The sequence below is a fragment of the Methanobacteriaceae archaeon genome (genome assembly GCA_030656015.1).
GTDB lineage: Archaea > Methanobacteriota > Methanobacteria > Methanobacteriales > Methanobacteriaceae > UBA349.
Genome location: JAUSNX010000004.1, coordinates 334,225 through 357,941 on the forward strand (window position 1 = coordinate 334,225; position 23,717 = coordinate 357,941).

At 31.5% G+C, this 23,717-nt stretch carries 22 protein-coding genes; 14 read left to right on the plus strand and 8 right to left on the minus strand.

Annotated features, from left to right (window positions below; translation table 11 throughout):
• The first annotated feature begins 95 nt into the window (after positions 1-95).
• The 7 genes from Q7I96_04800 (at position 96) to Q7I96_04830 (ending at position 7,618) form a co-directional block, all read left to right on the plus strand.
• Positions 96-1,019 (plus strand): inositol monophosphatase family protein, encoded by a 924-nt coding sequence (locus tag Q7I96_04800; GenBank protein ID MDO9626930.1) that lies wholly within the window; start codon positions 96-98, stop codon positions 1,017-1,019.
• Entirely contained in the window at positions 1,020-1,859 is an 840-nt protein-coding gene (locus tag Q7I96_04805) for an NAD(+) kinase (protein ID MDO9626931.1), read from the plus strand.
• Positions 1,860-2,058: 199 nt separating this feature from the next.
• Positions 2,059-3,627, plus strand: a complete 1,569-nt coding sequence (gene cfbE / locus Q7I96_04810; protein MDO9626932.1) for a coenzyme F430 synthase — start codon at positions 2,059-2,061, stop codon at positions 3,625-3,627.
• Between the two features lie 359 nt (positions 3,628-3,986).
• Entirely contained in the window at positions 3,987-4,856 is an 870-nt protein-coding gene (gene hemC / locus Q7I96_04815) for a hydroxymethylbilane synthase (GenBank protein ID MDO9626933.1), read from the plus strand.
• Positions 4,853-5,806, plus strand: a complete 954-nt coding sequence (locus Q7I96_04820; GenBank protein ID MDO9626934.1) for a Gfo/Idh/MocA family oxidoreductase — start codon at positions 4,853-4,855, stop codon at positions 5,804-5,806. Before hemC ends, Q7I96_04820 begins: the two co-directional genes overlap by 4 nt.
• 46 nt (positions 5,807-5,852) lie before the next feature.
• Positions 5,853-6,470 (plus strand): orotate phosphoribosyltransferase-like protein, encoded by a 618-nt coding sequence (locus Q7I96_04825; GenBank protein ID MDO9626935.1) that lies wholly within the window; start codon positions 5,853-5,855, stop codon positions 6,468-6,470.
• Between the two features lie 326 nt (positions 6,471-6,796).
• Positions 6,797-7,618: a UbiA family prenyltransferase gene (locus Q7I96_04830; GenBank protein MDO9626936.1), complete on the plus strand. Its 822-nt coding sequence runs from the start codon at positions 6,797-6,799 to the stop codon at positions 7,616-7,618.
• A gap of 127 nt (positions 7,619-7,745) precedes the next feature.
• Here Q7I96_04830 and prf1 read toward each other — a convergent pair whose 3' ends face one another.
• Positions 7,746-8,975, minus strand: coding sequence for a peptide chain release factor aRF-1 (prf1, locus tag Q7I96_04835; protein ID MDO9626937.1), 1,230 nt, complete (start codon positions 8,973-8,975; stop codon positions 7,746-7,748).
• Between the two features lie 518 nt (positions 8,976-9,493).
• Between prf1 and pyrH the strand changes: the two genes are divergently transcribed.
• Positions 9,494-10,168, plus strand: a complete 675-nt coding sequence (gene pyrH / locus Q7I96_04840; protein ID MDO9626938.1) for a UMP kinase — start codon at positions 9,494-9,496, stop codon at positions 10,166-10,168.
• 92 nt (positions 10,169-10,260) lie between these two features.
• Entirely contained in the window at positions 10,261-10,455 is a 195-nt protein-coding gene (locus tag Q7I96_04845) for a DUF2116 family Zn-ribbon domain-containing protein (protein ID MDO9626939.1), read from the plus strand.
• Between the two features lie 128 nt (positions 10,456-10,583).
• On the opposite strand, the gene Q7I96_04850 is transcribed toward Q7I96_04845, so the two are convergent.
• Together Q7I96_04850 and Q7I96_04855 are read right to left on the minus strand one after the other, a co-directional pair.
• Complete coding sequence (locus tag Q7I96_04850; protein ID MDO9626940.1) at positions 10,584-11,063, minus strand: hypothetical protein; 480 nt, start codon at positions 11,061-11,063, stop codon at positions 10,584-10,586.
• Between the two features lie 280 nt (positions 11,064-11,343).
• Positions 11,344-12,174 (minus strand): sulfite exporter TauE/SafE family protein, encoded by an 831-nt coding sequence (locus tag Q7I96_04855; GenBank protein ID MDO9626941.1) that lies wholly within the window; start codon positions 12,172-12,174, stop codon positions 11,344-11,346.
• A gap of 570 nt (positions 12,175-12,744) precedes the next feature.
• Here Q7I96_04855 and Q7I96_04860 point away from each other — a divergent pair.
• Both Q7I96_04860 and Q7I96_04865 read left to right on the plus strand, forming a co-directional pair.
• Positions 12,745-13,788, plus strand: a complete 1,044-nt coding sequence (locus tag Q7I96_04860) for a hypothetical protein (GenBank protein MDO9626942.1) — start codon at positions 12,745-12,747, stop codon at positions 13,786-13,788.
• A 123-nt stretch (positions 13,789-13,911) separates the two neighbouring features.
• Positions 13,912-15,825, plus strand: coding sequence for a glycosyltransferase family protein (locus tag Q7I96_04865; protein MDO9626943.1), 1,914 nt, complete (start codon positions 13,912-13,914; stop codon positions 15,823-15,825).
• Positions 15,826-16,007: 182 nt separating this feature from the next.
• Here Q7I96_04865 and Q7I96_04870 read toward each other — a convergent pair whose 3' ends face one another.
• The 5 genes from Q7I96_04870 to Q7I96_04890 form a co-directional block, all read right to left on the minus strand.
• Positions 16,008-16,940 (minus strand): transcription initiation factor IIB, encoded by a 933-nt coding sequence (locus Q7I96_04870; GenBank protein ID MDO9626944.1) that lies wholly within the window; start codon positions 16,938-16,940, stop codon positions 16,008-16,010.
• A complete protein-coding gene (locus tag Q7I96_04875; GenBank protein MDO9626945.1) occupies positions 16,937-17,236 on the minus strand; it encodes a Gar1/Naf1 family protein in 300 nt (99 codons plus the stop codon). The genes Q7I96_04870 and Q7I96_04875 overlap by 4 nt, the downstream gene beginning before the upstream one ends.
• A gap of 212 nt (positions 17,237-17,448) precedes the next feature.
• Positions 17,449-18,537: a UPF0104 family protein gene (locus tag Q7I96_04880; protein ID MDO9626946.1), complete on the minus strand. Its 1,089-nt coding sequence runs from the start codon at positions 18,535-18,537 to the stop codon at positions 17,449-17,451.
• Positions 18,538-18,655: 118 nt separating this feature from the next.
• Positions 18,656-19,468: an RraA family protein gene (locus tag Q7I96_04885; protein MDO9626947.1), complete on the minus strand. Its 813-nt coding sequence runs from the start codon at positions 19,466-19,468 to the stop codon at positions 18,656-18,658.
• A 5-nt stretch (positions 19,469-19,473) separates the two neighbouring features.
• Entirely contained in the window at positions 19,474-19,764 is a 291-nt protein-coding gene (locus Q7I96_04890) for a DUF211 domain-containing protein (GenBank protein MDO9626948.1), read from the minus strand.
• A 480-nt stretch (positions 19,765-20,244) separates the two neighbouring features.
• Between Q7I96_04890 and Q7I96_04895 the strand changes: the two genes are divergently transcribed.
• From Q7I96_04895 to Q7I96_04905, 3 genes are all read left to right on the plus strand, one after another.
• A complete protein-coding gene (locus Q7I96_04895; protein MDO9626949.1) occupies positions 20,245-20,661 on the plus strand; it encodes a toprim domain-containing protein in 417 nt (138 codons plus the stop codon).
• Between the two features lie 108 nt (positions 20,662-20,769).
• Positions 20,770-21,909 (plus strand): DNA primase DnaG, encoded by a 1,140-nt coding sequence (gene dnaG, locus Q7I96_04900; GenBank protein MDO9626950.1) that lies wholly within the window; start codon positions 20,770-20,772, stop codon positions 21,907-21,909.
• 218 nt (positions 21,910-22,127) lie between these two features.
• Positions 22,128-23,657 (plus strand): ATP-binding protein, encoded by a 1,530-nt coding sequence (locus Q7I96_04905; protein ID MDO9626951.1) that lies wholly within the window; start codon positions 22,128-22,130, stop codon positions 23,655-23,657.
• The last annotated feature ends 60 nt before the right edge of the window (positions 23,658-23,717 follow it).

Genomic DNA, 23,717 nt, shown 5'->3' on the forward strand with positions numbered 1-23,717 from the left:
TGAATTAAAATTAGTCAAATGAAACTGCTGTAAGAAAATAATAGCAGATTTTTTGTAATTACAATACCAGATATTAATAAAAATGGGATGGTTAAATGGAAGAATCTGATTTGCAATTTTGGAGAAGTATAGCTGTTAAAATGACCGAACAAGTTGAAAAAGCTGTTTCTCCACTAGTTGGCAAAAATGAAGCAGGAGAAATAATAAAAATGGGTGCAGACGGTACGCCGTCTAAATTAATTGATTTAGTTGCTGAAGATGAAGTAATTGAAGTCCTTATAAGATCAAAAAGGCCAGTAATTTTAATAAGTGAGGAAATTGGGACTATAAAAATTAATTCCAGCCCAAATGATTATTTAGATACGGAATCACTTAGAAATGCACATGATGAAAATGTAGAGCCAGACGGTGACTTTTTCAAAACAAGCCCACACCCTCAAATCATTTTTGTAGTGGATCCTCTAGATGGAACCAGTAACTCTGTTAAAAATATTCCTGCATTTGGAATATCCGTAGCTGTGGCAGAATACATACCTGGCGCAAATTTACCGTCCCTAAGAGATGTGAAAATGGGATTTGTTAAAAATTTCGCCACCGGTGACTTTTACGAGGCCATTAAAGGAAGAGAATCTATGGTGAATGGAGAAAGAGTCTTTCCATCCACCCAAGATAGTTTAAATAAATCATCCATGGGTGCTTTTATTTATGGCACAAAATTTAGCCAGGTGAATAACATCTGTAAAATCATCCGAAGAATGAGGATATTAGGTTCTGTTGCCTTAGAACTTTCATATGTTGGTAATGGGGCCTATGACGCATTTATGGATCTTAGAGGAAACCTGAGAGTAGTAGATATTGCGGCAGCTAAATTAATAGTAGAAGAAGCAGGAGGAATTGTAACTGACCAGGAAGGAAAATCCGTAGATGGTCTTTTAAGTTTAAATGCAAGAACATCCATTATTGCTGCAGGAAATAGTAATCTTCATCAAGAAATCATGAAAATAATGGAGGTCATCTAGATGCATATTGGAATTGTGGCCCGTTTAGACATCCCAAAATCAGTCGAATTAGTTAAAGAAATAGTTAAATTTCTTTTGAACAAAGATATCAAAGTTTCCATAGATTCTTCGCTCATAAAAGAAATCAACGAATTTAAAGAAATGGGTGTGGAAATTCAAGATATGCAAGCAGACATGATAATAGCCATTGGGGGCGATGGAACCATATTAAGGACCCAAAATTTGGTTAATGGTAAAAAAATACCCATCTTGGGAATAAATTTAGGTACTGTTGGATTTTTAACAGAAATAGATCCTGAAAACACATTCACTGCCTTGGAAGAAGTATTATCTGGAAATTATTTTATTGAAGAGAGAACACTTCTAAGAGTTTATCATGGAAATGAATTACCTTCGGCCCTTAATGAAGTAGTTATGATGACCAAAAAACCTGCTAAGATGCTACATATAGAAATATCTGTTGACGAAGAAGTTGTAGAAGAATTAAGAGCTGATGGCCTTATAGTCGCCACTCCCAGCGGATCTACAGCTTATTCTATGTCAGCAGGAGGGCCCATAGTAGATCCTCGAGTTGAAGCGTTCCTTATTGTTCCCATATGCCCATTTAAGCTTGGTGCGCGACCAATTGTAGTTTCCAACGAAAGTGAGATAAAAGTAAAGTTGTTAAGAGAAGGAAAAAAAGCAATTGCTGTAATAGATGGGCAATTTGAAGAAGAATTCAATTATCCGGAAGAACTGTTATTCAAAAAATCAGACACCAAAGCTTATTTTGTGAGGCTTAATAAAGACTTTTACAAAAAAGTCAGGGAAAAACTTACTGAAGGCGGAATTAATTCATGAAAATTCTAAACTTTTAATTAAACTTTTTAAAGTTTATATTACTCCCCCAAATAAAATCAAATTAGCTTTAAATCTAAATAACAGACTTATTGCTGAAATATGAACCGATTATTAATAATCAAATTTTAATCAACATTTTAATCCAAATTAATTTTTAAATAAATCATTTGTCAAATATTTTATTTACCTGGTGAATTTAATGAATGTTCTTATAATAGACCTTACTCATGGCGGATTGATTATCGCCTTAGAAATAGCAAAATTAGATATTTTTAAGGATGTATGGGTATGGGATATTTACCAAACCACCAGCGCGAAGCAAAAAAAGACTCTTCAGGAAAATGGAATCAGATTAATAAATTCTGGGTTCAGAAAAAACGAATATTTGGAAAGTAAAGACGATTTGAAATCATTTTTAAGTTTAAATAACCCGGATTTCCAAACAGATGATGATATTAAAATCATTTCACCAGTACATTGTCCGCTAAATATTAAACCAGATTTTTCCCATCATCAAGCTATTAAATTAATTTTAGATAATTGGAAAAAACTAAAAATTGAAAATAGCAATTTTGAAGAAAATTTAAAGGAAAAGTATCCATTAAATTTAAATGGGAATTCCAAAGAAATTCCTATAATTGAAGTTACTGGTGTAAAAGGAAAAACCAGTACAGTAGGAATGTTAAAACAAATTTTTGCACCATACCGGCCACTTATACTGAGTAGTTTAGGGGCAGAAATCTTTGAAAATGGTGAACCATCTGAAAATAGTGAAATAATATCAGAATCAATTGTTCTAAAAAAAAATATTAGCATAACCCCTGCCAGTATAATTGAAACCATTAAATTGGCAGGAAATAATGATTATGGAATTTCTATATTTGAAACTTCATTAGGAGCTACTGGAATGGCTGATGTGGGGTTATTAACCAACATAATTGAAGACTACCCAATTGCCGGTAAAAAAAGTAAGGCCAGTTTAGCTAAAGAACAAATATTCCAGAGCAAGATGATATGCTGTGAATATGACACATTTATGGAATATTATGGTCATTTGAAATATGGTAATTTAAAAAATAGATTAAACACTTTCAGTTTTAATAAAACAGACCAATCAAATTTATGCTTAAGCAACATTGAATATGGACTTAAAAAATCAATTATTGGAATAAAGACCTGGAATTTGAAAACAATTAATGGGGATGTTTTAAATTGCGATTTTTCAGTAGAAACATTTGCTCCATCCCCATATCAGGTTGAAAATGTACTGGCTGCTGTTTGTTGTGCTTTAACATTAGGGATGATCCCCAATAACATTAAAGAAGGGCTGAAAAATTTTTCTGGATTGGAAGGAAGAAGTTCTATAAAAAAATTTGATAAAATAAACATTATAGAAGAAATTAATCCCGGTATAAATATCACTGCCATAGAACATGCGATTAACATGACTATGGAACTGAAAAACCCAGCCATTATTCTAGGCGGACAATACGGAATAACTTGCGAAGAAATAGATGAAATTAAAGCTGCTGAACTTTTAGAAAAGATATTTTATAATAAAAATAATAATACATCAAATAGTATTCCCGAAAAAAAGATTTCTTTAATACTTACCAACGAATTAGGGTTAGGAATTAAAGAAAATATGAATTATAATCCTTATCACTTTTTTGATCCTCAAGAAGCAGTCCAATTTGCTATTGATAATGGAAGAAAAAATATTGTTTTCATTTATCGCTCAAATTACTCAAATCTTAAGCAACGGTAATTAGTATAAATAAATAAGTATTTTATATTCATTATATCTGATATCTGGAAAAAATTTAATATAATATTTAATATAATTGGAATACATTATAATTCAATAGATATTTTCAAAAATTTTCAAATGAAGGTTTTATATAATGAAAATCTTAATTCATGATATCACTTTATATATTATAATATCGAATTAAAAAAATTTAAGAATGAAAACAAAAAAATCTAGTAAATAAATTTTAAGATAGATTATATTTGCAGATTAAACTATTTTGGATTAAAATTCATTTTTAAAGTATAAATTTATAAAATAAGAATTATATAATTATTAAATTAAAAATCCTCCGTAATAAGTTTGGAGATGATTCATTGATCGTAGGAACTCGAGGGAGCATGCTTGCCACAGTGCAAACTAAATATATTATCAAAGAAATTTCAAAAATAAGCAATGAGAAAATAGAAACCCATATTATTAAAACTATGGGGGATCAAATAACCAATTCTCAACTTTACAATATGGATTCTAAGGGGCTTTTTACAAAAGAACTTGATCGGGCGGTTTTAGACGAAAAAGTCGATTTTGCTGTTCACAGCCTAAAAGATGTTCCCACCGACTTAGACCAGGATTTGGTGATTGCAGCAGTTCCCATCAGAGAATCACCTAATGAAGTCTTGGTTTCCAAAAAAAGCTGGGAAGAACTTCTTCCCGGTTCAAAATTAGGAACCAGTAGTCTGAGAAGAGAAGCTTTTTGTAATTATCACCAAAAGAATTTTAAGTTAGAGCCTATAAGAGGAAATATAGAGACTCGGATTAGAAAAGTTATGGAAGGCGAATGTGATGCTACTTTGATGGCAGAAGCCGGCCTTAATCGTCTGGGATTGACAAAAAATATTAAAAATAGATTCTCTTTGGAATATTTAACTCCCCCTGCAGGACAAGGGGCGCTGGCAGTAATAACCAGAAAAGATAGTCCAAAAAGAAGCATCATTGAAAAATTAAATCATTATATATCTTTCCAAGAAGTACTTGCAGAAAAAACCGTGCTTGAAAAATTAGGTATTGGCTGTCAATGGCCATTAGGTGCCATAGCGCGCGAAAATAATGGTAAACTAGACCTTTATGCAGTTCTTCTAAATAGGGAAGGCGAAATTTTATCAAAAATCAATTTAAATGGATCAATTAAAGAAGCCAAAGAATTAGGTTTAATTGCTGCAAATCATATGGAGGATTATGTGTGAATAAAGTTAATGTGGGAGTAATAGGCGTAGGTGCAATGGGATATAACCATGCGAGAGTTTACTATCGCCTTGAAGAAGCCAATTTAATGGCTATTTCTGATATAACACAAGGAACTTTAGCTAAAGTTTCAAAAAAATATGATGCACAAGGATTTGTGGATTATGAAAATATTCTAGAAATGCCAGAAATAGAAGTTGTGAGTGTTTGCGTTCCTACTACACACCATTATAATGTAGTAATGAATGCTATAGAACATGGAAAACATGTTTTAGTTGAAAAACCAATTGCTTTTACACTGGATGAAGCCAAAGAAATGGTTAAGGCCGCCAAGAAAAAAGGCGTTAAATTAGGAACCGGACATGTAGAAAGATTTAATCCTGCTGTTCAGAAAGCCAAAGAACTCATTGAAAATGATGTTATTGGAGATGTAGTTTCTGCCTCTGCTAAAAGAGTAGGACCATTCCCTCCCCGAATTAAAGACGTGGGCGTAACTATTGATTTGGCGATTCATGATCTTGATGTAATGTACTACTTGTTTAGTGAGCCAGTAGCAGAAGTTTATGCAACTATGGGTAGTATACTCGAAAGATGTGAATTTGAAGATCATGCCGAAATCATGACTAAATTTAACAGCGGAATAACTGGTATTTTAGAAGTAAACTGGTTAACTCCTTACAAAAGGCGTGAACTGGAAATTACTGGAACTGATGGAATAATTTCTATTGATTACATTGATCAAAGTATTGATGTATTTGGAAAATTTGCTCAAGATGTTCAAATAAAACACGAAGAACCATTAAAAGAAGAAATAAAATCATTCCTTTCATCAATTGTTAATGATGAAGATCCTGAAATCACAGGAGACGATGGAATCTATGCTCTTAGAACCGTTTTGGCCGCTATGAAATCTTCAAGAGAGCATAGGCCTGTTAAATTAAATGGAGAATAATTAATTTATTATAATATATAATATCCAGTACCAGTGAGGGTTGTAAATGAATCAGGAACTTATAAAAAAAGCTAATGAGCTGAGAAGCAGAGGTTTTACTACAGGAGAAATCGCCGACGAACTGAATGTTTCTAAAGACACAGCAAGATGGCTAACACTACAATCTACTGGTAAAAAAATGGGAGAATCAGAAGAAAAAGCCCCTGTGGACTTTGCAATTAACTGGGAAAGTTTAGGTGGCAGTTCTGCCCGTTTAAGATATGTTTCTGCGGCCATGGCCGATATGGCATTAAAGCATGGAACAGCTGATGTGGTTGTTGGAATTGCAGTTAGTGGAGTACCATTTGCCACCATGATGGCTGATGTCATGGATGTGGAATCTGGTCTAGAAACATCAATTGCTGTTTTTCACCCAATTAAACACCGGAAAGGCGAAGATGCAGCAGGTGCCATAAGTAGTAATTTTGCTTCAGTGAGTGGTAAAAGAGTAGTAATCGTCGATGATGTTATTACCAGTGGTCGCACTATAAAAGAAGTTATCAATGTCCTTAAAGATCAAGGAGCTATCCCCACTGCAGTAACCGTCTTGATTGATAAAAAAGGAATTTCCCAAGTTTCAGATGTTCCTGTTGAATCATTAATCCAAGTCAGCCGCCTTGGATAATCCTTTTTTAAATTAAAAATTTTTTAATTTTAATTTAAGTTTTTTATTATTATTATTTTGAAAATAGGCCCAGAATACAAATAAATCTCTTTTAATTGATTTTTAACAAAAAATAAAAAATTTGGCGTATTATCTACTTTAAATATAACATTATTACTTTTTAATAGTATCTTAAATCAATAAAAAAAGTTCTTTTGGTGATTTTAATAAAATATTAATACATGAGACATAAAGTTCCGTTAGTTTATAGAGACAGGAATTTAATATCCCTGTCTCCAAAAAAAGCACTATTAATTTTTGTTAGATTATGTGAATTTATAAAAAAATTGTTTATTTATGGCGGATATTTACCTGCGTTATGGGGGCCTTCACTTAATTTAACTGTTTGTTTTATTTTAAATATTTCTTTAGACTTCCGAATACTTTTAATTTCTTTTTTGCTTCCATTAATTGTTTATAGTCATGATTATCATGAAGATTTAGAAAATGATGCTAAAACTAATCCTGAAAGAGCAAATTTTTTAGACCCCAATAGAAGTAAACAATTAACACTTTTTTATCTTACTCTAATGGGGATTTTACTAATATGGGTATTCAATTTTGCAATAATAGTATTCGTAATAACCATTTTTATAATGGGAATCATTTATACTGGATTTTTAAAGGGAATAACTAAAAAAATTACGGCCTTTAAAAATTTTTATATAGCTTTAATTTGGGGATCTTGGGGAACATTTCTAATTGCTATTTACCATAAATCAACCTTTAATATGAGCTTTATTTTCTTATTTTTGTTTATTTATTCTAAAGTAATTGTAAATACTATATTTTTCGACCTGAAAGACACAAAATCAGATAAAAAATCTGGCTTAAAAACTATGCCTGCTGTTTTAGGAATTAAAAATACAATCAACTTTTTAAAAGGAATTAATATATTAACCTCAAGTATTTTAATAATAGGAGTGTATTTAAAAGTTTTACCACCAATTGCCTTATTTTTAACACTTTTTTATATATATACCTCTCATTATCTGAAAGTAGGCCATGTGAATCCAGCAGAATTGTCAAATAAGTCATTTATTGCAGATATAGAGGCCATACTATATCCTGGAATATTGATTTTTATGAAATTTTTATTTGGAGGCTAATTTCTAAGAAATATGGAGATTATAAAAACTTAAAAAAATAGTAAAGAATTTCAAGATAAAACTCCAATGAAAATTATAAATCATTTAATAAATACAGAATACTCAAAAAAATGAAAATTAAAGGCCATTAAGGCCGGTATCTTAAAACAGCACCTATTCCACCAAAAGCACGTAGCAGCTGCATTCCTTCTTCTGTTTCAGTAGATACTATCTCTATTTCAGACCCAACTTCCTCTGACATTTCAACAAAGTCATCAATGACATCTTTGCTTTCTACAAATTTCATTTTTTCATTGCAGCTATTACATGTTTTTTCAACTTCAGATTCTGAATTTTTAGTGGTATATTCTGAAGTATGACCACAAACAGAACATTCATAGCTTATTCTTTTAGAATTAAGGTCTTCAGACAATAAAAGAACTTCAACAGCACCCATTTGAAGATTCTGTCTCACTTCTTTCTCACCATAAGAGGCCAGCCCATTATCACTTACCAGCTCATGCAAGAACCTTTGAACCAGCTTCTTTTCACGCATTACATCAATTTCAGTTAAAACATCCATTGATTTATCAATGACCTCACGAATACCAAATTCACCAGTATATGACGTGTCAACAGTGGTTATTACCTTTTTCTTTATTTCATGATTCATATAGTCGCCTTTAAGGAATTCTTCCTTAGTATGACCCGGACCACCCAATACAACACCATCTAAATCTGGTAATGGTAACCAAGCATCATTGATTTGTTCACCTATTCTTTTCAAAAATTCGTGTGCTGCCAATTCAATAACCCTGTCAAACCTTCTCTGAGATTGACCCCCGGCTTTATGCTTTCCTGGTACTCCGCTGGTTAAAATTTTGATGATATCAATCCTTTTACCCCTTAAAACAGCTATTGTAGCTTCTTTTCTGTCAAGAACCGCCAGACCATAGACATCTTTGTCCCCCAGCATATCTTGAAGAGGTTCCAAGAAAAATTCGGAATTGCAGTGATAGGTATAGGTTTGAATTGATTCTGGAGGCTCGAAAACATAAGTCTCCATTTTTTCTGTGCCCGGGCCACCTCTAGGTATCATCCCTACAAACATCACCAATCCACGCTCAGGAGGTTTTGGAAACAGCCTCAATCTTTGTATTATAACTTCAATAGCAGATTGAACATTTTTTTTGGTTGATTTACTCTTGATGTTTGCACTCTGACTCATTTCTTCTCGCATGTGCTTGGCAACATCACTGACCTGTTTGTCTGGTGGGATATAAACTGAAACAAGTTCAGTTCCTCTGCCTTTTTTATCGGCAAGCTCCTTTAAAGTTCTTTTAAATTCATAAAGATCTTTTGATGATATTTCAGTCAATATAATCACTCCTGATCTATAAAAAATATATTAAATATTAAATTAAATTTCAATTGATAAAGTTATTTAAATTTGTTTAATTATTTTAAATAATATTCTTAATTTAGTTAGATTATCTGTGATTAAATAAATTAAATAAATCTAATGTGAATTTTTATTTATGAAAAATATTTTTTATTTAATTTTTTATTAAGTTATGCATTATAAGAAAATAATGCGTATCAATAGTAAATTATGCAAATTTGATATCAATATTTTTTTATATATTTTAAATAAACAGTTATAAACTATGTTATTTAAGGGTATAAAGTTATACTTCTAATATAATTATAATGATATAATAAATTAAATATTTAAATAGATTAAAATTTTAAATAGATTAAAGATTCATAACTGGTTTTAATTTAAAAAAATTTTATTTAAATTTCATTTTATGAACCACTTTAAACAATTAACTAATAAATTATATTTTTCAATAATAATAAAGTTAAGGCCTTTAAAATAGCCAGGCGATCATTATGAGAATTGTAGTAACTATCGGCGGATCCATTATAATAAAAGAATATGACCACCAGAAATTTGAAGATTATGCAGAAATTTTGGGTTCTTTAAAAGACCAGCATGAAATGTTTGTGGTTGTAGGTGGTGGCCAACCGGCCAGAGATTACATAAAAGTAGCACGAGACCTAGATGGTGGTGAAGCACATTGTGATGATATTGGCATAGATGTTACCAGATTGAATGCCAAGTTATTAATTATGGCACTTGGTAAGGATGCTTATCCTTTAGTTCCAGAGAACTTCCACCAAGCACTAGAGTATTCTACCAGCGACAGAATAGTTGTCATGGGTGGTACTGAACCAGCCCATAGCACTGATGCCGTAGGTGCCATTCTAGCTGAATTTGTGAAAGCAGATCTTTTAATAAATTTAACATCTGTAGATGGCCTTTATGACAAAGATCCAAATAAACACCAGGATGCCCAGCTTCATAAAAATGTTACGGCCACCAAGATGATGGAATTTTTGGCAGATAAGGATGTAAAGGCCGGTACATACGAATTTTTTGATATGACTGCTATTCAAATGATAAAGCGATCTGGGATAAAAACCGTTATTGCTAATGGAAATTATCCTGAAAACTTATTAAATGCTTTAAATGGAAAAATAGGAACAGTTATAATCCCAAAATAATGAAAATAAACATATTTTTTAAATAAATTTTATTTAAAATATTTTCTAATTAACAAATAAAGTTTAATAAATATAAGTAAAGAGGTATAAATATGACCAAACCACATCGACATTGTTCCGTTTGCGGAACTCCCATACCATTAGAAGAAAGAACCTGTTCAGATAAATGTGAAAAAATCTTAATTGACAATCGGAATAAAGTCAATAAAACTAAAAAGATTATTTATGTGTTATTTGCTGCATTTGTGCTTATTTGGGTAGGGATGACAATTTATGGTAAAATGTGATTTAAATTCATTTTAATAGTTTTTAAATAGCTTAAATAGCAATTAATTGCCCTAATTAATTCTATTCTTTCTCTAATTCTTTATTTTTCTATTTTAATTCCTATATTACTCATATTAGTTCGTTATTTCTATCTTTGACGTTGATAAGCATAATAAATAAGTGCCAGACCAATAAAAATGCCTAAATACATAGGATTAATAATTCCAACTCCCATTAAAATATAAATTAATCCCAAAACCAATAAAATGTTTCTAAGATCCTTTTGGTACTTATTAGAATATCCTGATTTAAAAATAAGATATCCTGATGCTCCAAGCAATATTCCAACTATTAAAATCCATAGTCCAAAAACATAAATTTGATATATTAACGAAATCCCCAATAGTAATGAAAGTGCAACTATAGCTAACCAAGCCATTTTTATTCTTTCATTTGAAATTTTTTCAAAATTAGTATCCTTAAATTCACTGAAAAAGATTAAAAGACAAAGGCCAAGTAGAATCAAACCAGAAATCTTACTCAGGTTAACCGGACCTAAATATGGATAAATAATAAGAATAATACCTGCAGCTGCAGATACATAAGCAATTTTATCACTTTCTGGCATTTGATAACTCCTTAATTAATTATATTTATTTTCATTTTAAATTTGATTATAAATAAAGTTGATTGAATTATTTTATTAGGTTTTATTAGGTGAAATTTTTAATAATATAAAACATCGTCAAATATTTTCTTATTAATTGAATAATACATTAGATTTTAATAGTTTTTTAATATTTTTTTAACTTTGAGAATTAATAATCAAATATATTAAACAATAATATGTTCCAATAATATTTCTTTATTTAATTTGTTCAGTTTATTTTTTAATTTGATGATAGGATTTAAATTGGAATTCTTAGAAATTCAAAAACTCCTATCATTTTTAAGCCAATATAAATTAAAATGGCTGAGAATATGTATCTCAAATACTTTTCAGGCAATTTTTGCGCTGTTCGGGCACCTAATTTAGCCATAGGTATACTAAAACCAGCTAAAACTGCCAACTGAAGCAAATTTATATATCCCACAGAATACTCCGGCAATCCTGGAACTCCTAGACCATTAAATGTATAAGCTATTATACCTCCCAAAGATGTGAGAATAATGACTGCTGTAGATGTTCCCACCGCCTCAATCATCCTAAATCCAAGCAAAATAACCATGATCGGAACCAAAATTATTCCCCCACCCATTCCCAGTAGACCAGAACAAACTCCAGCTATAAAACCGTAAAATAACAAGTGATAAGCATCTAAAATCTTGTCTCCAGATTTCTTAGGATCGCTATACTTTAAAAACTGAATTACTACCAAAAATATTAAAACTCCAAAAAGAACTTTTAAAATCTCACCAGGAGTATGGGTCGCAACAAAGCCCCCTAAAATTCCTCCAAAGAAACCAGCTAAACCTAAATAAATTGCTGGTTTAATCAGAACACAACTATTCTCATGGTGAGTATAGGCTCCAATTAAAGCTGTGGGAAACATTACAGCCAGGCTAGTTCCAAAAGCCGTTCGAATAGCTGTATCCGTGTCCACACCTAAAGATTGGAGCAAGAAAAACTGTATCGGGGCCAGAATAAATCCACCCCCCACACCTAGGAGGCCTGTGAAAAAACCCACCGCAATGCCAGTTAAAGCTAAAATAAATATGTAAATAATGTTAATTTCCATGATACTATTTAGAATTATGAATCATATAATTTATTCCATTAAATAAATTAGAATAACTAATATAGTATTAAAATCAGCTTAAATTCAAATATTCATTAAAGATGCCATTCTCATCAGCTTTTTCCACATTGGAATAAATTAAATCAATATCCGATTTTATCCATTTCAAATATTGTTTAATGTTATCTGGATTATTTCATCAGTAAAATCTTCATCTGTGAGTTCATAAGAGTTAAAATCGTATTTATCAACATTTTGTCTTTTAATGACAGATATGGTATTTGAAAGAGAATCATCAATTATTTTACCATAATAATTTCAAGTTTAAAGATAAATCAATTTCAATACTATTAGTTTATTAATTAAAATAAAAAATTGAGATTGCTCATTTTTATTATTAATTATACAAATAAATCCTAAAAATATTAAAAACTGATAACACTCAACTATTTAAATAAAAAATGATAAAAAGAATTTACTAATAACAATTACTAATCAAAATCAATTATTTTCCATTATCCATAAAAGTTATTTTTACTAAATTCCAATATTTTATTGTGGTGTTAGCTCTTGAAAATTCAATCAGACCTATATAAATACAAAATTAATGTAATTGGACTCCTATTATTACTATTAGGAGCTTATATCTTCAGATATGATAATTTAGACATTTATATTCGTCCATTGACACAAATTTTTTTAATGGGTTCTTCCGAAGGGAAGGATGTTTTATTTTTCTTATTGATGGGAAGTATGATGTTTATCAGTCCTCTTTTCAGTAGTAAAGGATATTTGCGCCTTAAATTATCATATTTTAACTATTTTAAAGAATGGAAAGGTAATGATTTTCTTAAATGGACCATAATAATAGTTTTATTCACTTATACTTTAGGAATTATCATGGAAATATGGCTTAGATCGCAGTTTGGTGTTTCCATATTCACTGCTTTTGTTTCCTTAAATCCTGACCCCACATCGAGTAGTATTCTCCACAGCCACATATTCAAAGCCGTGCTTGGGCCATTTATCTCTTCAGTTGTCGCCGTTCCTACAGGCGTACATACTGGAACATCATTATTACAGTACTTACCATCCATCGGGCTTTTAATAGTTATTATATTTCCTTTAGTTTATTTATTAGGCCTATTTTCAATTGGAGAACGGCGAGATTATCATCAAGTTATAGTAATATTTGCCATTTCTAACACACTTATTGGGTTAATAGATGGTGGATTATTATCAACTCCTGCAATGGTAGGGCTTTCTGGAATTTTAGGTATGTACTCCCTAAAAATGCCATTTTCTCCAAAAAATTTAATCACACCTACAGTAATTATTGCCCTTTTAATTATACTAAGAGTTATTTTAGGAGTTTTTGGATCAAATACTGATTATTATGAAGTAACAGTTATTGGTGATGGTGAAAATCTCAATTTAAATGATTATGATGTGTTATCTGTTCAAACCCAAGGCGAAAAAACAATAATCCACATATCACCAAAATATAATGAAATGATTCTTTTAAATGACCTTGCACAAACTTTAGAAGGTAAATGCCGAGGATTTTTCATAAGCTGGAATTTCTTCTCGTATTTTAAATATTACAGTTCTTAAAAAGAATTAAATAAATTGATCATATTTAAAATAAATTTTATAATTTTTAATAATTTAATTTTTATAAATTTTTATAAGTAGTTTTATAAATAATTAATCAATAACCAGACGAGATAAGATAAAATGACAAAAATCAGCATTATAATTCCTACATTCAATGAAGAGGAGTATTTACCTCAACTTTTAGATAGTATAAAAGATCAGAGTTACGCCGATTACGAAATAATAATTGCTGATGCTCAGTCTAAAGATAAAACTCGTGAAATTGCCAAATCTTATGGTTGCATTATTACTGAGGGAGGTTTACCTGCACTTGGAAGAAATAATGGGGCTAAAAAAGCTAATGGTGAGCTTCTTTTGTTTCTAGATTCAGATTTAATTTTAACTAATGATTATCTAAAAGATTCAGTAGAAGAATTTGAGGAAAACAAACTGGGAATTGCTATAACTCAGATGATTCCTCTTTCTGATAAAAAAAGAGACAAAGTTCTTCATGAATTTGCTAATCGATTTATGATAATGGTAGAATCAATTAAACCACATGGTGCAGGATGTTATGGGATAATTTCCCGTAAAGATTTACATGATCAGGTGGGAGGATTTGAAGAATCCCTTGATTTTGGAGAAGATAGTGATTATATAGAGCGAATTGGAAAAATAAGTTCGTTTAAAGTACTTAGAAAGCCACACGTTCTAGTTTCTATACGTAGATTAGAAAAAGAAGGCCTTGTAAGTCTAGCATACAAATATAGTAAAAGTACTGTTTATGATTTTATGGGGAAAAAAATTACTGCTGACGAGCTTGATTATACCTTTGGTTACAGTGATGAACACAGCCCCGACTTTCTGGAAGATGGTAATTACTCCTATAATGACTTAGAAACCAATAAAACTACTGTTTCTTACAATTCTCTTGAAAAAAATCATGTAAATCAATCCATTACTCCAGAAAATTCAAATGGTGTTCTTGAGAATGTAGAGACTCCTAAAAAACGAATTATATATTCTGTTTGTGGAGAAGGTCTGGGCCACGCCATAAGAAGTGGAGTAATTATAGAAGAGCTAATTGAAAAATATGACATTCTTATTTTTGCCAGTAACCGGGCCTACACCTATCTATCCCAAAAATTCGAAAATGTGTATGAGATTTATGGTTTTAATACAGTTTATGAAAATAACACAGTTCAAAACAGAAAAACATTCGTGAAATCAATGAAAAGGCTCCCTAGAGATTTAAAAGAAAATTTAGGATTGCTCTACAGATTAGCCAGAGATTTTAAACCCAATGCTATTGTTTCTGATTTTGAATTTTATGCCAGTCTTTTAAGCAAGTTACTTAGAATACCCCTTATAAGCATTGATAATATGCATGTAATTACTCAATGTAACATTGAATATCCGGATAAATACAGAAAAGACAAACTGAAAGCTGAAAGCGTCGTGAAATCATTTATTGTTCGGCCTAAAAGACATATAATTATCAGTTATTTCTATCCTGAAATAAAAAACCCTCAAAAAACAATTATTTACCCTCCAGTTCTTAGAAAGGAGATTATGGAGCTTAAGCCAAGCTATAAAAATCACATTTTAGTTTATCAAACCAGTAAATCAAATGAAAAATTAATTAAAACTTTAAAAAAGGTTAAAGAAAAATTCATAATATATGGGTTTGATAAAAACGAAACAGACCAAAATTTAGAATTTAAAATGTTTAATGAAGATGAATTTTTCAGTGATTTACAAAATTCCCGGGCCATAATAACTAATGGTGGTTTTACCCTGATTAGTGAAGCCTTGTATCTAAAAAAACCTGTTTACAGCATTCCTGTCAAAGGTCAGTTTGAACAAATCATAAATGCAATCTATCTTGATAAACTAGGCTATGGAGAGTTTTATGAAGAAATTAATAAAAAGAGTCTGGAAAAATTCATCAAAAAACTATCTAAATACCAGAAAAATCTTAAAAAATATGATGGTGGAGATAATAAGGCCTTGATCAAAGAATTAGAGAATTCTATTGAAAAATATGCCAAATAAGTTTTTAAATTTTAAAACTTATTTTTAAATTAAATAATCGTTTTAAACAGTGAATTTAAATTAATTAAATTAGAATATTATTTTTTAAATTGAAAATAGCATAAAATCCAATATCTAAAATAAGTACTTTAAATTAGATTATAAATAAAAAAAAATAGTAAAAATAATATTTTAGGGTGAAATTATAAGGTTACACCCATATCTAATTGTTCCGTGAGTTCTTTGTATCTATTACGAATAGTTACTTCCGTAACTCCAGCAATATCTGCCACATCTCTTTGAGTCTTTCGTTCTCCCAAGAGAACAGATGCAATGTATAAAGCAGCTGCAGCCACACCAGTAGGGCCTCTACCTGAAGTAAGTCCTTTTTCCATGGCCTTTTCAATTATTTCAATGGCCTTAGATTGTACTTCCCCAGATAATCCCAGTTCACTGGCAAAACGAGGTACATAGTCCACTGGAGATGTAGGAGGAAGTTTTATTCCTAATTCCCTGGTTAAAAATCTGTAAGTCCTGCCTACTTCTTTTTTACTTACTCTAGAAACTTCAGCAATCTCATCCAAGGTACGAGGCACATTACAACGCCTACAAGCAGCATATAATGATGCAGCAACTACACCTTCAATACTTCTTCCTCTAATGAGCTTGTTTTCTACAGCACTTCGGTAAACTACAGATGCCGCTTCCCTTACACTCCTAGGAAGTCCTAATCGAGAAGAGTCCCTGTCCAGCTCACTTAATGCAAAGGCCAGATTTCTCTCAGTAGCACCAGAAATTCTGATCTTTCTCTGCCATTTTCTCAAACGGTACCATTGGGCCCGATTTCTGGCAGGAATATCTCTACCATAAATATCCTTATTTCTCCAATCGATCATGGTAGAAAGCCCTTTATCGTGAATGGTGTAGGTAATAGGTGCTCCTACACGAGTACGTTTGTCCCTTTGTTCGTGATCAAACGCTCTCCATTCAGGACCCATGTCCACTAAACTATCGTCGATAACAAGTCCGCATCCACCGCAAACTATTTCAGCTCTTTCATAATCCCCAATAAGGTTCTCAGAGCCGCATTCTGGGCATTTTGTTTCCTTTTCAACTTCAGAAACATCACTTTTCATTTTTTCTTTCGTTTTTTACGCCCCCATTTTTTCACAGGTTTTGATGAAATATACAAAACTGCTCCAACGCGGTCATCCAGATGCTTTGTGTTATCCGTGTGTTTTTTAGAATCTCTGTTGCTTAATGGCTTTATAGTGATATAAGGTTCTTTAGTAGGACCAAAAACATCGTGTACTTTACCAATTCGCTTTTTATCGTCAGTGAAAACAATTAATCCAAGAGCAGGTGTACTGCTTGATCTTGCAATAATATTTCCCTTGTTGGAGATATGTGAAATAGTTCCCAAAATCTTCATAATTTAAAACCGAAAATTTTATATATTCTTATATAACTACTCTTTACGCAATAAGTCATATATAAATGTTTCGATAGGAATATATAAGAAGGTTTTTGATATTAAAAGTAATTTTCCCTTTAAAAACCTTGTGGTAACTGATTAAAAGATTTAATATCATTAATACACCCCAAAGTTAATATAATTAAAAATAAAGGACTATAAGTAGATTACTATGCTGATTTAGGTTTCTTTTCACTGGTGATGATTTTACCATAATACACCGCTGCAAAAGCCCCAATAATAGTGGGAATAAAATAACTACCTATACGGTCAATAATACTAGCTGCAACCACATAATCTGCAGATATTCCTGCCACTGCAAAAAGTGCTACCAGTGTTGCCTCCCTAATTCCTAGTGATCCAGGAATAAGCGGAAGAAGTGAAATTAAAACTCCTACTGTATAAATAATTACTAATGGAAGTAAAGGAGGTTGAATTCCAACTGCCCAGAAACAAACATAAAAACGGACCATATCCAGGCCCCACATTCCAAAAGAAAGAAAGAATCCAATTAGAAGAATTTTTTTATCTTTTAAAGCCATGGCAAAGCCGGTGGTAAATCTATTAATATAAAATATTAATTTTTCACTTATTTCTAAGAAAGTAATCTCTTTCCTAGTGAGTTTTAAAAAGAAAGGAAATAATGAGCGGGCCACAGATAAAGTGATTTTTTGAGCAATCTCTTTATTGATTCCAGCATAAATTATCACACTAAAGAATACAATACATAAAACTATAAGAACCGTGACCAGAACCCGAGTCCATATGGAAATATCCCAGGTCAAAATCAATATTGCCGCCAGAACCGATATAATGATAAAAGGTAAAAATTCAAAAACCCTGTCCGCTGTTGAAGACGCGAATCCAAGCTCAAAAGGAGTTCCTTTGACTTCTCTTAGAATATATGCTCTTAATGGTTCCCCTCCAGCAGCACCAGGAGTTATATTATTCCCAAACAAGCTGGCGAATAGCATTACCATTAAACTAGTAAACTTAGGTGATTCATCTATTACATCCAGTATTAGCTTCCATCTTAAAGTCCATACAAGCATTATAAATGCTTCTAAGATAAAACTGATACCTAAAAGCCAGTAATTAGTTTTTTGAAGTGCGCTTATAATGCCATCCAATCCTGCAAGAGCAGTAACAATGAATACAATTATGGCTGCAGCTATAAATGAAAGAATAATTTTCTTTTTATGTTCTCGGATAAACCCCAGAACATCCTCTTGTTCGACCTCTTTTTCTATAGGAGACATTTAATCACCAGTAAACGATAATAATGCGCAGCATAATAATATTCCATATTCAAATCAAATTTTAGTAAAATTAAAGTGGTAAAACGTCATTTAATAAGAATATTTTAATAAAGAATAATTAATTTAATTTTAAAATTTCTAATAGTGATTTTCCATCATTTATTAGAGCAATTATCCTTTTTTCCGAATTTTTAATTTCCCATAACGATTTTATTACATCATCAAAAATCTTTTGAGGAATTACAACAACACCACATTCATCACCTAATATGTAATCTCCAGAATTAACTTCAATTCCATCAAAGCATAGGTCAATATTTATTTTTCCGTTTAAAAGAGGTTTTCCGGCATTAGGAACAATTGCCTTAGAAAAAACAGGATAATTCATATTTTTAATGGCATCAAAGTCCCTGCAAGCCCCATTAATTATTGTACCCGAAATTCCTTTCTTTTGTGCCGCTTTAGATGTTAACTCACCCCAAATCGCAGTTTTATAGCCTTCAACATTAATAAAAAGAATTTCACCACATTTAGCTTCATCTATTGCTTTAACTGAAGTTCCCCAATCGATTTCATTAGTTTGTACAGTTAAAACTCTTCCAAATGTTTTTTTACAATTAACAGATTTCACATAAGGTATAACACCATTAGATCCATTAATTTTTTGTAAAGCATCTGAAATTTGAGGAGTAGAAATAAAATCCAGAGTTTTATCCATATTTACTGAATCAGCGGCTTTCTTTACAGCATCAAAAAAACTTTCAAAACTAGTAAATTCATCTTCAGATTTATCTCTATGAGATTCCGTTTTAGAAGTATTTGATTCTAAATTTTCTACTTTTGATTTTGTTTTCTTAGCAGAAAACTTCCTCAGCAAAGAATTAGGAGAGATTTTTGAATTTTTATGGTCTTTATTATTTTTTGCTGACATTAAATTCAGTCCTGAGGCGTAGTAACCTCTTCAACCATGGTGCGACCAGCTACTACTTCATCTACACTGTGAATAGACCCACCATAATCTTCAATAGCATTAGATATTTCTTCAAAGTTAAGGTCATTTCCTTGAATGGTGACCTTAATATTCTCTGTTTCCTTGTCAATTTCCATTAAGGTTATATTTACACCCTCTACACCACCCAATTCACTTAAATATTTAGCATAGTAAGGAATGATCGGATCATGAGGTTTCAATATGTCTAAAACGATTCTAATTAGGCCTTTTGCCACTTATATTTCCTCCAAATGATTATGAATAAGTATTCTATTAATTTATATATAATTGATATTTCTTAATTGATACAATTAATTAATTACTCTTTTTATTATTTAATGTTAGTAAATTTTACTGATTTAAAACTAATTCAACTTATTTAATTAAACTTTTGTGATAACTCAACTTTAAATTGAATGGATAAAATAAATCCAGATATTAATTAATATAAGTGAATTTGTTAAATTAAATGACATTATCAAAGTAAAGAACAAGAATAATTATTTTATGATTAATTTTATTAAAAAATTTTTATAATTGAATTAAAAACTTGAAAAAGTTCTAAAGATTTAATAAAGTTAAATATGGTCAATTAAAGTTAAATACACTCCTAAATCTTTTTTTTCAGTTTCATTAACACATCTACAATTTTATATATGAGTTTAGGCATAATATTTGGTAGATACTATTACAGTCATCAAAAGGATTTATTTAACATGAGTTTTAGGAGATTATTACGTTTAAATGAAGAACTCGAGGAATTAAAATATTATGGTGAACAAGGAGTACCAATATTAATAGAGGGTAAAAAGGACGAAAAAGCCCTTAGAGAACTGGGAATTAACGCTAATTTTATGAAAGTTTCTGGATCTCCCCTAAATCTCTTTGAAATTGCCGAATTAGCGGCAGAATCATCACCCCAAGTAATTATTCTTACCGATTTTGATAAAAAAGGAAATCAATTAGCTAAAAAACTATCAAAAGATATTCAAGGTTTGGGATCGTACCCAGATATGCAAATAAGGCGCAGAATCATGGGAATGACCCGTAAATATATCAAAGACATAGAGAGTCTTCCTAAACATATTAATAAGCTGGAACTTGATGTTTATCCTTCTGGATGCTGTTGGTGATCACTGTTATCCATCTGTAATGGGTTTTATTATCAAACATTACAGATCATCTATTAATTGATAACTAAATTATCCCTGCAAGTATCTAAGTAATTAGGGAGGCTTAACATGGGAAAAGCAGAAGAAATAAGTACAACTAAGTATCTCATTCACGCTCAAATTAATGCTAATGGAATCGTGGAAAAGCCTGACGTGGTTGGTGCCATATTTGGCCAAACAGAAGGGCTTTTAAGTAATGATTTAGATTTAAGAGAACTACAAAAAACTGGGAGAATAGGTCGAATTAAAGTAAATATCACCTCCCGAGGAGGTCGATCTAAAGGAGAAATTGTTATACCTTCCAGTCTAGACCGAGTAGAAACCGCCATATTAGCTGCATCTTTGGAGACCATAAACCGAGTAGGGCCCTGCGAGGCTTATATTCAAGTTTCTAAAGTAGAAGATGTTCGTGCAGTTAAAAGGAAAAAAGTAGTGGACCGGGCAAAAGAAATTTATGCCGGAATGATGGATGAAGTCACTCCTGAAAGTCTGAAAATGATTGAAGAAGTGAAAGAGGCCATGCGTATCCACGAAATAACCGATTTTGGGGATGAAAAACTCCCTGCAGGCCCAAATGTCCATACTTCAGACGCCATTCTAGTAGTAGAAGGTCGATCTGATGTCCTAAATCTTTTAAAACATGGAATTAAAAATGCCATTGCTGTGGAAGGCGTAAGTGTTCCAAAGACTGTGGCCGATTTAACCCGTAAAAAGACCGTTACTGCATTTGTAGACGGTGATAGGGGTGGAGAACTGATTTTAAAAGAACTTCTCCAAGTAGGAGAAATTGATTACGTTACTCGAGCTCCTAGAGGAAAAGAAGTAGAAGATTTGGGTAAAGATGAGATTATGGTTGCTCTTAGAGATAAAATGCCTATAGAACAAATGTTACATGATTTAGGCATTAAAGTAGAACCTAAGAGTGAAGATAAAATGGTGGTTCTCAAAAACATCTTGGACGAATTAGAGGGTTCTGGGAATGCTGAGATATTAGATGATGCTTTAAACATCTTAAAAGAAGTTAAAGTAGAAAATTTATACGATGAATTAAAAAGAATTAATAACCACCCCTACGCTGTAGTTTTTGACGGTGTAGTTAGTCAGAGACTTCTTGATATTGCCCATGAGAAAGGTATTAAACATATCGTTGCCATTCGATCTGGGGAAATTGTCAAAAAGCCTGAAAAAGTGAAATTAATTACTCGCTAATTTAATAAATAAGATTTATAATCTTATATTAAATATTCTTTTAAAAAAAGAATATTATAAACAAAAACGGAAGATTTCTTCCAAATTTTATTTTTTTATAATTTTTTAATAGCTAAATTCAAAATTAAATTCCAACTGTTATAATAATTCCATTCAAAGTTTAATAAAAATTATTATGAGTAAATTTGAAGGAAATTATAGATAAATTGTACTAAATAATGCAAGAAGGCATCAAGATGTACATAAATATCAAAAACAATCCGGAAAATATTGAAACCAGTAAAGATATTATTATTCCTAAAGATCCTCTAGAAAGGGTTATAGGACATGAAGATATTATCCAAGTCGTTAAAATTGCAGCAAAGCAAAGAAGAAATCTTTTACTAGTAGGCCCGCCAGGAATTGGAAAATCTCTTATTGCTCAGGCCATTTCTTTTCATTTAAATCAACCTTCTGAGGAAATAAGTGCCGTTCACAACCCTGAGAGACCAGAACGTCCTTTTATAGAAATTAAAACTCGAAAAGAAATCATAGCAGATAAAATAGCTATTGAAAAAGCAGAAGGAGAATTTATAGATCCTAAAAATGTCCCAAATGCTGTTTCGGAACGATTAGGATTTAAATGTATGCATTGTGGAGATTATAATAGTGTATATGAAAGTATATGCCCTAATTGTGGAGGGGACAAATTTTCACATATTAATACCCGAAGAAAACATTTGGGAGACCTTTTAGGCATGTTTGAAATGAGTTCCGGACCAGTAAACATTCCTCAAGATAGAGTAACTACTACTCGTGAAATAAATGGTCGAGAAGAGGTAGTAATTTATGAGAGATTGGGAGGAGACCAGATCAAAGTTCTTGATCAAAAAGCCCTGGAAAAACGAAGAGAATTAGTAGATGAAAAACCCATGCACGTGGTAGTTCCTCTTAAAAGAAAATTCTTCATCCAAGCTACCGGTGCTAGTGAAACAGAATTACTAGGAGATGTTAGACACGATCCATATGGAGGACATCCGGATCTTGGAACTCAGCCTTATGAACGTGTAGTTCCCGGAGCAATTCATGAAGCTCATGAAGGAGTTTTATTTGTAGATGAAGTAGTTCATATCTCCCACTTGCAGAGATTTATTCTTAGTGCCATGCAAGACAAGGTTTTTCCAATTGTAGGGCGAAATCCGCAAAGTGCAGGAAGTTCAGTCAGAGTAGAAAATGTTCCATGTGATTTTATTTTTGTAGGAGCTTGCAATATAGTTGATTTAAAGCACATATTACCCCCATTAAGATCACGTATCCATGGAGAAGGATATGAAATCTTAATGAATACCACCATGCCTATTAATGAAGAAAATGAAGCTAAATTAGCCCAATTTGTCGCTCAAGAAATAGAAATTGATGGAAAAATCCCCCATGCTACATTAGACGCTATTAAGGTCCTGGTTAAAGAAGCCGAAAAACGAGCTAAAGTTATCGATGATAAAGATGATGCATTTACCCTCCGATTAAGAGATTTAGGAGGAGTAATTAGAATGGCGGGAGATATGGCAGTTATGGACAAAAATCCATATATAACCCAAGAACATATGAAACTAGCTGCTAAAAAGGCCATATCCATTGAAGATCAAATTATTCAACGATATAAAACTTATGAAAATGCATTGCAAAAAGATTTAACTAGCTCCCAGCAATCAGTTAATCCTCACAATAAGAAATATCAAAATGAAAACGTTGACCGTAGTTATATGTAGAAATTTAAGGAAAAGTTATTTATAAAAAATAATATAAAGACATATTATAACTACAATAGC

Bases quoted from the DNA above. Each gene is read 5' to 3' on its own strand.
- pyrH (MDO9626938.1), top strand. From the start codon at position 9,494: ATGAGAATTGTAGTAACTATCGGCGGATCCATTATAATAAAAGAATAT.
- Q7I96_04905 (MDO9626951.1), top strand. From the start codon at position 22,128: ATGCAAGAAGGCATCAAGATGTACATAAATATCAAAAACAATCCGGAA.
- Q7I96_04880 (MDO9626946.1), bottom strand. From the start codon at position 18,537: ATGTCTCCTATAGAAAAAGAGGTCGAACAAGAGGATGTTCTGGGGTTT.
- Q7I96_04800 (MDO9626930.1), top strand. From the start codon at position 96: ATGGAAGAATCTGATTTGCAATTTTGGAGAAGTATAGCTGTTAAAATG.
- Q7I96_04895 (MDO9626949.1), top strand. From the start codon at position 20,245: ATGAGTTTTAGGAGATTATTACGTTTAAATGAAGAACTCGAGGAATTA.
- Q7I96_04865 (MDO9626943.1), top strand. From the start codon at position 13,912: ATGACAAAAATCAGCATTATAATTCCTACATTCAATGAAGAGGAGTAT.
- Q7I96_04870 (MDO9626944.1), bottom strand. From the start codon at position 16,940: ATGAAAAGTGATGTTTCTGAAGTTGAAAAGGAAACAAAATGCCCAGAA.
- Q7I96_04885 (MDO9626947.1), bottom strand. From the start codon at position 19,468: ATGTCAGCAAAAAATAATAAAGACCATAAAAATTCAAAAATCTCTCCT.
- Q7I96_04875 (MDO9626945.1), bottom strand. From the start codon at position 17,236: ATGAAGATTTTGGGAACTATTTCACATATCTCCAACAAGGGAAATATT.
- cfbE (MDO9626932.1), top strand. From the start codon at position 2,059: ATGAATGTTCTTATAATAGACCTTACTCATGGCGGATTGATTATCGCC.
- Q7I96_04850 (MDO9626940.1), bottom strand. From the start codon at position 11,063: ATGCCAGAAAGTGATAAAATTGCTTATGTATCTGCAGCTGCAGGTATT.
- Q7I96_04845 (MDO9626939.1), top strand. From the start codon at position 10,261: ATGACCAAACCACATCGACATTGTTCCGTTTGCGGAACTCCCATACCA.
- Q7I96_04855 (MDO9626941.1), bottom strand. From the start codon at position 12,174: ATGGAAATTAACATTATTTACATATTTATTTTAGCTTTAACTGGCATT.
- dnaG (MDO9626950.1), top strand. From the start codon at position 20,770: ATGGGAAAAGCAGAAGAAATAAGTACAACTAAGTATCTCATTCACGCT.
- Q7I96_04825 (MDO9626935.1), top strand. From the start codon at position 5,853: ATGAATCAGGAACTTATAAAAAAAGCTAATGAGCTGAGAAGCAGAGGT.
- Q7I96_04805 (MDO9626931.1), top strand. From the start codon at position 1,020: ATGCATATTGGAATTGTGGCCCGTTTAGACATCCCAAAATCAGTCGAA.